Origin of the sequence: Paraburkholderia ultramafica, assembly GCF_902859915.1 — a bacterium.
GTDB lineage: Bacteria > Pseudomonadota > Gammaproteobacteria > Burkholderiales > Burkholderiaceae > Paraburkholderia > Paraburkholderia ultramafica.
Window position 1 is genome coordinate 81,292 of sequence record NZ_CADIKK010000002.1, and the last position, 13,039, is coordinate 94,330.

General features: G+C 61.3%; 9 protein-coding genes and 1 pseudogene. 7 read left to right on the forward strand and 3 right to left on the reverse strand.

Annotated elements, in window-relative coordinates; genetic code table 11:
• The first annotated feature begins 75 nt into the window (after positions 1-75).
• Both HV744_RS02400 and HV744_RS02405 read left to right on the forward strand, forming a co-directional pair.
• Complete coding sequence (locus HV744_RS02400; protein ID WP_175147966.1) at positions 76-1,413, forward strand: leucine-rich repeat-containing protein kinase family protein; 1,338 nt, start codon at positions 76-78, stop codon at positions 1,411-1,413.
• A gap of 100 nt (positions 1,414-1,513) precedes the next feature.
• Positions 1,514-1,735, forward strand: a pseudogene (locus HV744_RS02405) (sugar ABC transporter substrate-binding protein); the annotation flags it as partial.
• A gap of 202 nt (positions 1,736-1,937) precedes the next feature.
• Here the strand turns inward: HV744_RS02405 and HV744_RS02410 are convergent.
• Positions 1,938-2,795 (reverse strand): IS5 family transposase, encoded by an 858-nt coding sequence (locus HV744_RS02410; protein ID WP_175147967.1) that lies wholly within the window; start codon positions 2,793-2,795, stop codon positions 1,938-1,940.
• Positions 2,796-3,127: 332 nt separating this feature from the next.
• Positions 3,128-3,967, reverse strand: a complete 840-nt coding sequence (locus HV744_RS02415) for a metallophosphoesterase (RefSeq protein ID WP_175147968.1) — start codon at positions 3,965-3,967, stop codon at positions 3,128-3,130.
• Positions 3,968-4,494: 527 nt separating this feature from the next.
• Here HV744_RS02415 and HV744_RS02425 point away from each other — a divergent pair.
• Together HV744_RS02425 and HV744_RS02430 are read left to right on the forward strand one after the other, a co-directional pair.
• Positions 4,495-5,130 (forward strand): NUDIX hydrolase, encoded by a 636-nt coding sequence (locus tag HV744_RS02425; RefSeq protein WP_343056374.1) that lies wholly within the window; start codon positions 4,495-4,497, stop codon positions 5,128-5,130.
• Positions 5,131-5,254: 124 nt separating this feature from the next.
• Positions 5,255-5,509, forward strand: a complete 255-nt coding sequence (locus HV744_RS02430) for a fibronectin type III-like domain-contianing protein (protein WP_246278916.1) — start codon at positions 5,255-5,257, stop codon at positions 5,507-5,509.
• A 294-nt stretch (positions 5,510-5,803) separates the two neighbouring features.
• On the opposite strand, the gene HV744_RS02435 is transcribed toward HV744_RS02430, so the two are convergent.
• Positions 5,804-6,007 carry a hypothetical protein gene (locus tag HV744_RS02435; protein WP_175147969.1) on the reverse strand — a complete coding sequence of 68 codons (204 nt, stop codon included), beginning with the start codon at positions 6,005-6,007 and terminating at the stop codon, positions 5,804-5,806.
• A 207-nt stretch (positions 6,008-6,214) separates the two neighbouring features.
• On the opposite strand from HV744_RS02435, the gene HV744_RS02440 reads away from it, so the two are divergent.
• The 3 genes from HV744_RS02440 (at position 6,215) to HV744_RS02450 (ending at position 13,027) form a co-directional block, all read left to right on the forward strand.
• Positions 6,215-8,242 (forward strand): sigma-54-dependent Fis family transcriptional regulator, encoded by a 2,028-nt coding sequence (locus HV744_RS02440; RefSeq protein WP_246278918.1) that lies wholly within the window; start codon positions 6,215-6,217, stop codon positions 8,240-8,242.
• Between the two features lie 302 nt (positions 8,243-8,544).
• Positions 8,545-10,692: a hydantoinase/oxoprolinase family protein gene (locus HV744_RS02445; protein WP_175147970.1), complete on the forward strand. Its 2,148-nt coding sequence runs from the start codon at positions 8,545-8,547 to the stop codon at positions 10,690-10,692.
• Positions 10,693-10,702: 10 nt separating this feature from the next.
• A complete protein-coding gene (locus tag HV744_RS02450) occupies positions 10,703-13,027 on the forward strand; it encodes a hydantoinase B/oxoprolinase family protein (protein WP_175147971.1) in 2,325 nt (774 codons plus the stop codon).
• The last annotated feature ends 12 nt before the right edge of the window (positions 13,028-13,039 follow it).

Sequence of the window (13,039 nt, forward strand, 5' to 3'; positions counted from 1 at the left end):
ATCCTGCCCGCGACTCAGTAGAATTGATACCTTCGATACGACGCGCACCGCTACCCGGACAACTTCCTTACCATTGTGACGACGACATTAGAACAACTGCGGGCCGGACAACTGACGGGCACGCGCCAGCTCAAACTGGCGTGCGGCCTCGACGAATTTCCGCGCGAGATTTTCGAGCTCGCCGACACGCTGGAAGTACTCGACCTCTCGGGCAACGCACTCTCGACGCTGCCCGACGATTTGCCGCGACTGAGCAAACTGCGCATCCTCTTCGCGTCCGATAACCCGTTCACCGAGTTGCCGGAAGTGCTGGGCGAGTGCTCCCAATTGAGCATGGTCGGCTTCAAGGCGAACCGCATCCGCAAGGTGTCGGGCAAAGCGCTCGCACCGCAATTACGTTGGCTGATCCTCACCGACAACGAGATCGAAGCGTTGCCCGCGGAGATCGGCGGCTGTACGCAATTGCAGAAGCTGATGCTGGCAGGCAACCGGCTGCGCGCGCTTCCCGACGAACTGGCCGCCTGCTCGCGACTCGAACTGCTGCGTCTCGCGGCGAACCAGCTCAGCGGACTGCCGGACTGGTTGCTGCGTTTGCCGCGGCTCTCATGGCTGGCTTACGCGGGCAATCCGTTCAGCGAGGCGCTGGAGACGGCGGCGCTGAGCGATACGCCGATCGCCGGGATTCGATGGGATGAACTGAAACTCGAACAGCAATTGGGCGAGGGGGCTTCCGGCGTCATCTATCGCGCGCAACTACTGGCGGACGGCAACCGCGCGGCGCGCGCGGTCGCTGTCAAGCTGTTCAAAGGCTCTGTGACCAGCGACGGCTTGCCCGACTGCGAAATGGCCGCTTGCATCCGAGGCGGCGACCATGCGAACCTGATTCCGGTGGCGGGAAAGGTGCAGGATCATCCGGCGAACACGCACGGTCTCGTGATGGAACTGATCGACCCGCAATTCGGGAACCTCGCCGGTCCCCCGAGCCTCGCATCGTGCACGCGCGACATCTACGCCGCCGACGCGCGCTTCGAAGCGGGTGTCGTCTTGGGCATCGCGTATGGTATTGCAGCGGCGGCGAGTCATTTGCATCAGCGAGGCGTCATGCACGGCGATCTGTACGCGCACAATATTCTGCATGGCGACGAGGGGCGGGCGCTGTTGGGCGATTTCGGTGCAGCCTCTTTCTATGCCGCTGACGATCGCGATACCGGCGTTGCGCTTCAGCGCCTGGAAGTGAGGGCGTATGGCTGTCTGCTCGAAGAGTTGATCGACCGCTGCGACGTTCTGGACGCACAGGCGGATATCGCATCGAAGCTCATCGCGTTGAAGGACCGTTGCCTGAGCGAAGCGATCGACAGCCGGCCGCTGTTCGATGAAATCGCGGCCCGTTTGCTCGCGCTGAAGGGCGATTGATGAACAGCACGCGTGGACCGAGGCGTTGTCAGCGGCTCGCTGCGCATTCATTTGAACGCAGCACGGTTATTCATCGGCCCGGCCCAGGAGGAGAGAACCCATGACGCAGAACATGCGCCGTCGCACGCTGCTTGCCGGCGCGCTGGCCGCCGCCGGACTGAGCGGGGCGACACGTGTCGACGCGCAGGGCGGCAAGCTGAAGATCGCGCTCGTGCTGAAATCGCTCACCGATCCATATACGGTGGCGATGGCCGACGCCGCGCAGAATTACCAGCAGCATTACGCGTCGCAATTCGGGTTAACGATTCGGGGAACGGTGACAACTGGTTGCGCGTTTCAGTCCTGTGCAAGCCGGGGGTTAGCGGGCGACATCCGCAAACACGCGAAACTGGATGGATGGTTGCGGAAATTGATGGGTATTGACATGTCGATGTCTGCATTATCATCAGGAATGCAGATGGAAATGACGTGGCCGTGCATGACGCGATGCGCCATCGGGCAACAGCATGCACCTGCGATGACACTTAGCAATAATGCCGCAGGTTGATCATCGTATAGGCGAGCGTTTTGAATGCGTAGTGGACCGCACTGAGACGTTCGAAGCGCAGTAGCAGCCGGCGGAACTTATCTTCCCAGGCAAAGACACGCTCAATGGTCCTGAAGCGCTCCTCGAAGATGGCCGGGTCGAAGCGCAGCTTCCGACCACGCTTCGGTGTTTTACGGCCACGCGGGTTCTCTGGAATGTTCGGAACCATGCCCCGGTTGAAAATGGCCTTGCGGTTGGCCCGGCAGTCGTAGACGCCGTCCAGGCTGACGCGCACGCCTTTCAGGTCCATGCCGATGGCGCGCGCCATCTGGCTCAGTCTGGGCAGCGCGTCACACAGCAGGGGCGATTCGTTGCGGTTGCCCGCAGCGGTGACGAACGGCGCGATGACGTTGCAGTCACGATCGCAGAAGGCCACCACCTTGTCGCCTTTCAGATGTTTATGACCACTGTAACCGAGATTGTCGCCGCCTTTTTTCGCCGCCGTCGTGCCGTCGCCGTGAATGACCGTCAGATCGAGCAACTGATCCCTATGAAGCTTGCCGACCGAGCCCGCAAAGATGGCGTCCATGCAACCCGCCGCCTGCCAGCGCCGCATCGCGCGGTAGATGCGGGTGTGGTGAATTTCAGGACGACCCAGGCAATCCTTATCGATCGGCAGTGCCTTCCACTGGCATCCCATATAAAGCACCTGCAGAACGTAGTTGAATATCCGGTGCAAACTTAGCTGCGGCGGCGGTCCGCGCCGACCGCGGATCAGGTGGGGCAAGACAAATTCTTCAAACTGCGCAAGGCTCAGTCTCACCGGAATCGCTTGCCAGCGGTGCTTTCCATCCATTCAGGGCATCCATAAATCTGGACTTTAACCGATCCGGCGCCCAATAGACGATCATCCAGTCCCTGCAAGGCCCGCAGACAAATTCGATCACTAGAAAAAACGCGCAACCAGTCGGTTGAAGGCGGTGACTGAACGCCGCAAGCAGACAGAGCTGTCGAGGGTGATTGAAACGCCGCTGCAACTGGTCACTGCCGCGACTCGTTGAACGCGGGAGAACGATGGCAGCTCGCCCGCGTTGCAGCGGTTGCGGTAAGCGGCCTGCGGTCGCCCGGCGGGCTGGTCTCGCACCGTGCGCGCTCAGGTGTCCAAGCGTGCCCAACCGCGCTCGCCGTTCACGCGCCGGAGCCTGCGGGATACCGCTTCGAGCGGCTTGGCACCGGTTTTTCGCGTGTCGCTCGGCTGAGCAGCATGGGTATTTCGTCGAGATGCAGCAGTGTCAGGTCGCCCCCATATACAAGCCCCGTATCGACGTTGATGACGTTTGCACGCACCATCGGCTTGCGCGATGGCGTGTGTCCGACGACGACGGCCGCCACGCCGTCGATGTGGCCGCCGGGTTCACGCCATCCCGACGCGAGCCGCTGCAACAGTTGCGCGGCGGCGCGCCGCAACGAGGCCCATCCGGTTGCTTTGCGTGACTTCCAGCGCGAGCGATCCCAGATCACTTTGCGGCGAATCGGCCCGTTACGGTTCTCCTGTTCGAGTGCCCGGACCATTTGAGACCAGGATTGCAGCGGCACATTCGCATGCACGATGCCGATCAGGCCAAAGTCCGTTTCGATTTCGATCGCATAGGGCAGCGCTGCCATGTAGCTCACGATGTCGTTCACCGACTGCGTGTCTTGCGCCATATCGAGCAGCCATTCGCCGCCATTGCAGCGAACCGACGAATCCTTGCCGCCGTGCCGATGCCAGCGCACGATGATGTCCTCGTGATTTCCACGCACCGATTGAATGCCGTACCGTCGCACAACTTCGAGTACGGACGGCGATTCGAAGCCTCTGTCCACCAGATCGCCGACAGCGAAGAGCCTGTCGCGCGACGGGTCGTACTGACGCAACTCCAGTTCGCGTCGAAGTGGAGCGAAACAGCCGTGCAGGTCGCCTACGACGAAGTCACGGCCGGAGGTGTTCTTTCTATAGCGTCGGACTGGTGAGAATGTCTGCTGCATGTTGTCACCGCCAGGAGGTTAGCGTGGAAACGACGAAAGGCTTCTGATTGGTTGGCGCGCGCGTGTGGCGTGTATGCGGTGTTGGCCCGGGAGCCACTCTCGCCGGTTAGTGCCTCGGTGTGGGAGAGCAGTGGCGGCCTTGCCTCAGCGCTTGCAGCGCGCGTCATTTGATTGTCATGAACTGCACGGGTAACGCGCTTGCCCGGCGATGTTGTGCGCACCTTGCAGTGTCGATCGCCAATTGACGGCTAGCAGTGTCGATTTGTAACGAGGTGTGTTGACGAGGATGGGCTTCAGTCGTCCGGTCCGAGGTTTTCGCTGCGCAGCAGCCCGGACAACCGGGTGCTGGCAGGGCCACGTGACATTGCCGCTCGGGCTGACCCAATAGAGATACTTACTGTCCGTTACAAGTGATGCGCCATTGCACCTCGTCTTTCCACTTGATGGGGTTTCGGAACCGATGCACTGGACAGAACAAACGTGTTTCGCGAAGCGCGCTCCTGGTCTCGGGAAGCAACCCAAAGACGTTGACTTTTCTCTCCGCATTTATGCCGCGATTCATTGCGCATGAGCGTGGATTGCCAGAGCAGCTCATCATCATGTATTTGACAGTTGCCGGCATCGTCGCCATCGTGCACACAATCTATTCAGTCACTACCGTAAAAGTCTCAGATCCATTTCGGACAGGAGAGTCAGGCTACACTCCCGGTTCATCCAAGGTGCCTGACCAAATGACCCGAATGCAGAGTGTCGTCGACGTGCATGTTCTGTTCCTGAACGACAAGGACGAGTGTCTTTTCATCCAGAGAGCCAACACCGGACACAGAGACGGTCAGTACTCGCTGGTCGCAGGTCATCTTGAACCCGGGGAATCCATCGAGGCGTGTGCGATCCGCGAGTCGAAGGAAGAGGCGGGCGTGACGATTGCACCTGGCGCGCTCGACTTCACGCTGGTGATGAGGCGTGATTCGGAACAGAACCGCATCAGCTTCTTTCTGTCATGCCGATCGTGGCAAGGCATTCTGACAAATATGGAGCCGCACAAATGCTCCGGCTTTGTCTGGGCGAAACTGGACAACCCTCCCGCTCCGACCGTCGATTACGTTGCAAATGCGCTCGAACGCATTCGCGAGGGCGTCCTGCTTGCCGATTTCAAGGCGTAGGCGCGCTGACTCGGGCATTGAGCTACATGCAGATCGACCACCGCCGCATTCCCATGCAGCGGCGCGGCAAAAGAAGGCGTTTCAAACGCCTCCATGAGTGCTTCTAAACTGACTGGGCGCGGAAGTGGCGCAGGTCTACGCGACATTGCCGACGGGGCTCGGCGAGCCGCCCAAGCGCCTGGTCGGCTGGGCCAAGGTCGCGCTCGCCGCCGGTGCAACGCAAACCGTCAGCGTGACGATTCCGGCGCAACGCTTCGCGACCTGGGATGTGGGCAGTCACGCGTGGAAGGTGAACAGCGGCACTTACACGCTGCTCGCGGGCACGTCGTCGCGTGATGTCAATGCGCTGACGGCAAGCGTGAGCTCGAGCGCGCACTGACGAAGCATCGCGTCTAAGGAACGGGGCTTCGGCGTTGTGCCGCGCCGAAGCCCCGCCGACACGAGCTAGTCTCGCCAGCTCAACGGTCGCGCGGCAAAAGTAATCTGCACGGATTCACCTCGATTGCAGTCATGAGTTCCTGAAGCAGATCACACTCTCATGGTTGGCCTTTCAGTGCCGGGTGGGAATACACACCACGATCCGTCATCGTGTCTGAAGAAAAAAATCGCCAGCAAGCCGGTCGAATGTAACGCTTCGACGCACACATAGCGTCTCTGATTCGCACCCATGCGACTAAACCGTGTGACGTGAGCTGGCATCGCCGCAGTGGGCGCCAGCCACTTTTCGACCAGCAAGCGCAGGGACCTTTGACCGGTGTTCATCGTCGTCTCCTTCGAACTCTTTCCTGTCGCGCAATGGCGAGCGCTGTTCTGCTACGAAACCGAGCGCGGAAAAAATCTTGCGGCTCGCCTTCGCCCAGCTAAATGCATGGGTCATGCCAATCTCGTCGCTGTGATGTCAAGCCGTTGATTTTATGGATGTTTCTGTACGTCTAATGGCGCTTGAACAGGTGCCGGTTGCGCAAAGCGTTCGATTTCCGGACGGTGCTGTATTTCGGGCATAGAATTCAGACGGAGGTGCGAGCCTGTATGGCGAGTGGGTCGTGAATGATCGCTGATGGGCACAGCCGCACACGGAGACAGCATGAAAGAGACAGGCACGCCAATGGACTGGTTTTCCAGTCCGGATCGGGACGCGAGCGTGATGGCGGCGTGGGAGCGTTTGATTCAAGGCGACCAGCCGCCCCCCGGTGCCCTGCGTGGGGTCGTTGACGATTCCTGGCACCGATGCCTCGATGGCCGGGTGGCCCCCGATGCTGCCGGTGCCCCATTGCCGCTCGAAGAAGGGGCCCTGTTCGACTTGCGCATCAGGAACGATCGCCTGATGCATGCCAGCGTGCCGCTGATCCAGCAGACACGTGAGTTCCTTTCGCAGACGGGGACCATTCTGCTGCTCACGGATCCGGACGGCCTGATCCTCGAACTGGCCGGCGACACGCGTATCGTAGAACCGGCCGGCGAGGTCCGGTTGATACCGGGTTGTAACTGGACCGAGCTCAGTTGTGGCACCAACGCGATCGGCACCGCCCTCGCTTTGCAGCAGCCGGTACAGATCCATGGTTCGGAGCATTTCTGCGCGGGTATCAAGCAGTGGACGTGTTCTGCCACGGTGATCCGCGATCCGCTCGACGGCACCGTACTCGGCGTACTCGATGTGTCGGGGCTTGCGCAAACCTACAGCCAGCATAGCCTGCCGTTTATCGTCTCGATGGCCGGGCGGATCGAGAGCCGACTTGGGAAGCTCGCAATGGAGCGCCGGTTGCGCCTGATGGAGCGATGTATGGCTTACTGCTCCGGTCGTACGGACGGCGTCGTCGTGGTGGACGAGTCGGGACGTCTCGTCAGAGCCAACCCGCAGGCGCCAGCGGCTTTTGCGCGGCTTGGCGCATCAGGCGCACTGGACAACGCTTTTCCGATCCCCGACATCGCCAGGATTGCAGGCGGGTCCATGTCGCCGCAAGCACCGGCGTGGTTGCGCCTCGCACGAATTGAACGCGTCACCGAAGGCGCCGACACCCTCGGCTTCATGTTGATTGCGCCGGCTGGCGCTCGGCGCGCCGCTTCGTTGTCCGACGCGATGCCGGTCGCCGAGCCCACGCCTCGGGCGGCGTTCTCTCGCATCGTCGGCGCGAGCCCTGCACTGCGCGCGGCAATCCAGAAGGCGCAGCAACTGGCCAAAGCCTCGGTCCCGGTACTCCTGCTGGGCGAAACCGGCGTCGGCAAGGAGTTGTTCGCGCAAGGCATTCATCAAGCCAGCTCGAGGGCAGACGGCCCCTTCGTCGCCCTGAACTGCGGTGGCTTGTCCCGCGATTTGTTGAGCAGCGAGCTGTTTGGTTACGCGGAAGGCGCGTTCACCGGCGCACGCAGGTCAGGCATGACCGGGAAAATCGAAGCGGCCAATCACGGCACGCTGTTCCTCGACGAGATCGGCGAAATGCCGCTCGACATCCAGCCGCATTTGCTGCGTGTGCTGGAGGAAGGGGAGCTCTATCGGTTGGGCGAGACCGTGCCTCGCAAGGTCGACTTCCGTTTGATCGCCGCCACGCATCGTGACCTGCGTGCGGATGTCGCTGACGGGAAATTCCGCATGGATCTGTATTACCGGCTGGCCGTCACCAACATCTCGATACCGCCGCTGCGCGAACGCAAGACGGATTTGCCCGAGATGATCGAGCACTGGTTGAGCGTCTCGCGCGAGCGGTACGGCGTAACCCATGCCGTCTTCGACGACGTGGCGTATGGATGCCTGCTGAACTACGCCTGGCCAGGTAACGTCCGCGAGATGCGAAATGCGATCGAGGGTGCGGTACTTATGGCCCGCGACGGAATCATTACCGTCGCCGAGCTGCCACCCGAAATCGGTGCTTTGGCCGTTTCTCCTGGGGGCGTTCGAGATCCGGCGTCCGCCGGGATGTCTGCGCTTGCGCGCCAGAAGGTCCGCTCGCTGGAAACGGCGGAAGCAGAGTCGATTCGCTTTGCGATCCAGCAATGCCAGGGCAACCTGACCGAGGCGGCCGCGCAGCTCGGCATAGCAAAAAGCACGCTGTATCAGAAGATCCGGAAGTACGCGTTGGTGCGTGACCCTGGCGTCACCCGGCGCGTCAGCCGATGACGTTGAATGCGCTCTACTAGTTCTCGCACGTCACGCTTTCCGTCAGCCCTGCGTTCGAATTCCGCTCTCCAAACGGCCAACCGTTCAGGAACCGGTCGTTGTGCGACAGGTCTCGTCCACCGCGAGCGTGCCGGTAGTTCCCCGCAAAGCCCTTCTATTCAATAGTTTGCCGACCAGACGCCGATTCGGCAGTCAGTGGCATATCCCTTGCCTTTAGCTCCTCCGAAGCGAATCGCAATCACCGCTTCGCAGCGCGCCTCCCCGTCGAGGCGATGTTCAATCAAGGAGAGCTGGAGACACTAATGGAACAGCAACTTTCACACGTCCAGGTACTGGGCATCGATGCCGGCGGCACGATGACCGATACCTTCTTCGTGCGCTCGGATGGCCGCTTCGTGGTTGGTAAGGCCCAAAGCAATCCCGCAGACGAGTCGTTGGCGATTCTGGAGTCATCCAAAGACGCACTAGCGCAGTGGGCGCGCGAAGTGGACGAGGTCTATCCCGAACTGGTGACCTGCGTCTATTCCGGTACGGCGATGTTGAATCGCGTCGTTCAGCGCAAGGGCCTGGATGTCGGGCTCATTTGCAATCGCGGCTTCGAGCAGATTCATTCGATGGGGCGGGCCATCCAGAGTTATCTCGGCTACGCGCTGGAAGAGCGCATCCACCTGAACACCCACCGCTACGATGAACCGCTTGTCCCGCTTTCGCGTACCCGGGGCGTGACGGAACGCACCGACGTTCAGGGTGAAATCGTCATCCCACTGCGCGAAAACGAAGTGCGCCAGGCGACGCGCGAGCTCGTGAATGCCGGATCGAAGGCGATTGCCATTTGTCTTCTGCAGTCGCACAAGAATGAATCGAGCGAAAAACGCGCTCGCGATGTCTGCCGCGACGAACTGAAGCAAATCGGCGTGGACATCCCGGTCTTCGCGTCGGTCGACTACTACCCGTCGCGCAAGGAAAGCCACCGCACGAATACCACCATTCTCGAAGCCTACGCGGCCGAACCGTCCCGGCAGACGCTGAAGAAGGTCAGCGACCGCTTCAGGAAGCACGGTGCCAGGTTTGATCTGCGGGTGATGGCCACGCACGGCGGGACGATCAGCTGGAAGGCCAAGGAGCTCGCACGCACCATTGTCTCCGGTCCGATCGGGGGCGTCATCGGCTCGCGGCTGCTTGGCGAAAGACTGGGCTACGAGAACATCGCGTGCAGCGATATCGGCGGCACCAGTTTCGACATGGCGCTGATCACCAAGGGCAACTTCGCGATCGCCTCCGATCCGGACATGGCTCGTCTGGTGCTGTCGCTGCCGCTGGTAGCGATGGATTCGGTGGGCGCGGGAGCGGGCAGCTTTGTGCGGCTCGATCCTTATAGCGGTTCCATCAAGCTCGGGCCCGATAGCGCGGGTTATCGCGTGGGTACATGCTGGCCGGAAAGCGGACTCGATACGGTGTCGGTGTCCGACTGCCATGTGGTGCTGGGCTATCTCAACCCGCACAACTTCCTCGGCGGCGCGATCAAGCTCGACGTCGAACGCGCACGGCAGCACATCAAGGCCCAGATCGCCGATCCGCTTGGCCTCTCGGTGGAAGATGCCGCTGCAGGCGTGATCGAACTGCTCGATCTCAGCCTGCACGAGTACCTGCGCGCCAACATCAGCGCGAAGGGTTACAACCCCACCGACTTCGTGTGCTTCTCGTACGGCGGGGCTGGACCGGTGCATACCTACGGCTATACGGAAGGCCTGGGCTTCAAGGACGTGATCGTCCCTGCATGGGCAGCCGGATTCTCCGCGTTCGGCTGCGCATGCGCCGACTTCGAGTACCGCTACGACAAAAGCGTGGATATCGCGGTCGCGCCGGACGCGCCCGACGAACAGAAAGCGGCAGCCTGCTCGGTCATCCAGGAAGCGTGGCAGGAACTGGCCGACAAGGTCGTCGAGGAGTTCGTCATCAACGGCTTCAAGCTGGAGGACATCACGCTGTTGCCCGGCTACCGGATGCAGTACATGGGACAACTGAACGACCTCGAGATTACTTCGCCGATCAGCGGCGCCGCCACTGCCGCAGACTGGAAGAAGATTACCGACGCGTTCGAGGAGACCTACTCGCGGGTGTACGCGAGTTCCGCCCGCTCACCGGAACTGGGCTTTAGCGCCACGGGCGCGATCATGCGCGGCCTTGTCGCCACGCAGAAGCCCGTGCTGCCTGAGGATCCGGAGGCGGGCGAAACGCCGCCCAAGTCCGCGTATCTCGGCAAGCGTCCGTTCTATCGCCACAAGACGTGGGTCGAAGCCGACCTCTGGCAGATGGAGTCGCTCATGGCGGGTAACCACATCGTGGGGCCAGCCATCATCGAGTCCGCCTCCACCACCTTCGTCGTGCCGGATGGTTTCGAAACCACGCTCGACAAGCACCGTCTGTTCCATCTGCAAGAAGTGAAGTAAGGAGACGAAAATGAACCTCATGTCATCCAGGGAAGTCGGCCAGTCCGATCTGCTCGCCAACGGCAAGACCCTGAAAGCATTCCGCGCCGAGATCATGGAACGCACCAGCAAGACGGGCCATTACAACGGGCTCGCCCGGCTCGAATTGCGCGAGAAGGACCCGATCGGCTACGAGAAGCTGTTCTCCAAGATCCGCGGCGGTCTCGTGCACGCTCGCGAAACCGCCAAGAAGATCGCTGCGTCGCCGATCGTGGAGCAGGAAGGGGAACTGTGCTTCACCCTGTACAACGCGGTCGGCGACTGCGTGCTGACCTCCACCGGCATCATCATTCACGTCGGCACGATGGGCGCCGCGATCAAGTACATGATCGAGAACAATTGGGAGGACAACCCGGGCATCAACCCGGGGGACATGTTCACCAATAACGACTGCTCTATCGGCAATGTCCATCCTTGCGACATCGCGACGATCGTGCCGATCTTCTGGGCCGACAAGCTCATCGGCTGGGTAGGCGGGGTGACGCACGTGATCGACACCGGTGCGGTGACGCCGGGCTCCATGTCGACGGGCCAGGTCCAGCGCTTCGGCGACGGCTACCAGATCACCTGCCGCAAGACGGGCGTGAACGACCAGCCGCTGCGCGACTGGCTTCATGAAAGCCAGCGCTCGGTGCGTACGCCGAAGTACTGGATCCTGGACGAGCGCACGCGGATCGCCGGTTGCCACATGATCCGGGACATGGTGGAAGAGATCATCGCCACCGAGGGCTTTGAAGCCTACGAGAAATTCAGCTACGAGGTTATCGAAGAGGGCCGTCGCGGCTTGCAAAGCCGCATCAAGGCGATGACGCTGCCCGGCAAGTACCGCAAGGTAGCCTTTGTCGATGTGCCCTATGCGCACGAGGATATCCAGACGCCTTCGGCCTTTGCCAAGATCGACACCATCATGCACTCGCCGGTGGAAATGACGATCCGGCCCGACGCTACATGGCGACTGGATTTCGAAGGCGCGAGCCGCTGGGGATGGCACACCTATAACGCGCACCACGTGGCGTTCACAAGTGGCATCTGGGTCATGATGACCCAGACCCTGGTGCCGACCCAGCGCATCAACGACGGCGCCTACTTCGGCACGGAGTTCCGTCTGCCCAAGGGCACGTGGATGAATCCGGACGATCGCCGCACCGGGCACGCCTATGCCTGGCACTTCCTGGTATCGGGGTGGAGTGCCATGTGGCGGGGGCTCGGCCAGGCGTACTTCAGCCGTGGCTATCTGGAAGAAGTCAACGCCGGCAACGCCAACACATCGAACTGGCTGCAAGGCGGCGGCATCAACCAGGACGGCGAGGTGCACGCGGTCAACAGCTTCGAGGCCTCGTCGTGTGGCACGGGCGCCGGCGCCATCAAGGACGGTCTCAATCATGCGGCCGCGATCTGGAACCCCGAAGGCGACATGGGCGACATCGAGATCTGGGAGATGGCCGAACCGTTGCTCTATCTCGGGCGCAACGTCAAAGCCAATTCCGGCGGCTATGGCAAGTACCGCGGCGGGTGTGGTTTCGAAACCCTGCGCATGGTCTGGAAAGCCCAGGACTGGACCATGTTCTTCATGGGCAATGGCTACATGAACAGCGACTGGGGCTTCATGGGCGGCTATCCGTCGGCCACCGGCTACCGGTTCGAAGCGCACCAGACGGGCCTCAAAGCGCGCATCGCGCAGGGACTCTCGCTGCCGCTCGGCGGCGACACGAATCCCGACGCACCGGACTACGAGCGGCACATCGATGCGACTTCCAAGGTCAAGCGCGACAAGCAATGCATGACGACCGAGGATTGCTACGAAAACCACGACCTGTACCTCAATTACCTGCGCGGCGGTCCGGGCTTTGGTGATCCGCTCGATCGGGAAACAGAAGCCATTGCAAAGGATCTCAACAACGGATTTCTGCTTCCGGAGTTTGCCGAGAAGGTCTATGGCGCGGTGTTGGCGCAGGACACAACGGGGATCTGGACGGTCGATGCGCAACAGACCCTGAAGCGCCGTGGCGAATTCCGCAAGGAGCGGCTTGCCCGCTCGTTGCCGACGCGCGAATGGATGAAGGAAGAGCGTGAACGGGTCCTCACCAAACATGCGTCGCGCCCCGTGCGTCACATGTTTGCAACCAGCTTCGGGTTGTCGCAGAAATTCCTCGACGACTTCCGGAAGTTCTGGGAGCTGCCTGCCGACTGGAACATGACCGAGGCAGAACTGGACGTGCCGTCCTACGGCTCGAAGTACAGGATGGATCTCTCGTTGCTGCCCGACGTGACCACCGTGGTTCAGGTCGAAGAGTAATCGGTCCCGATA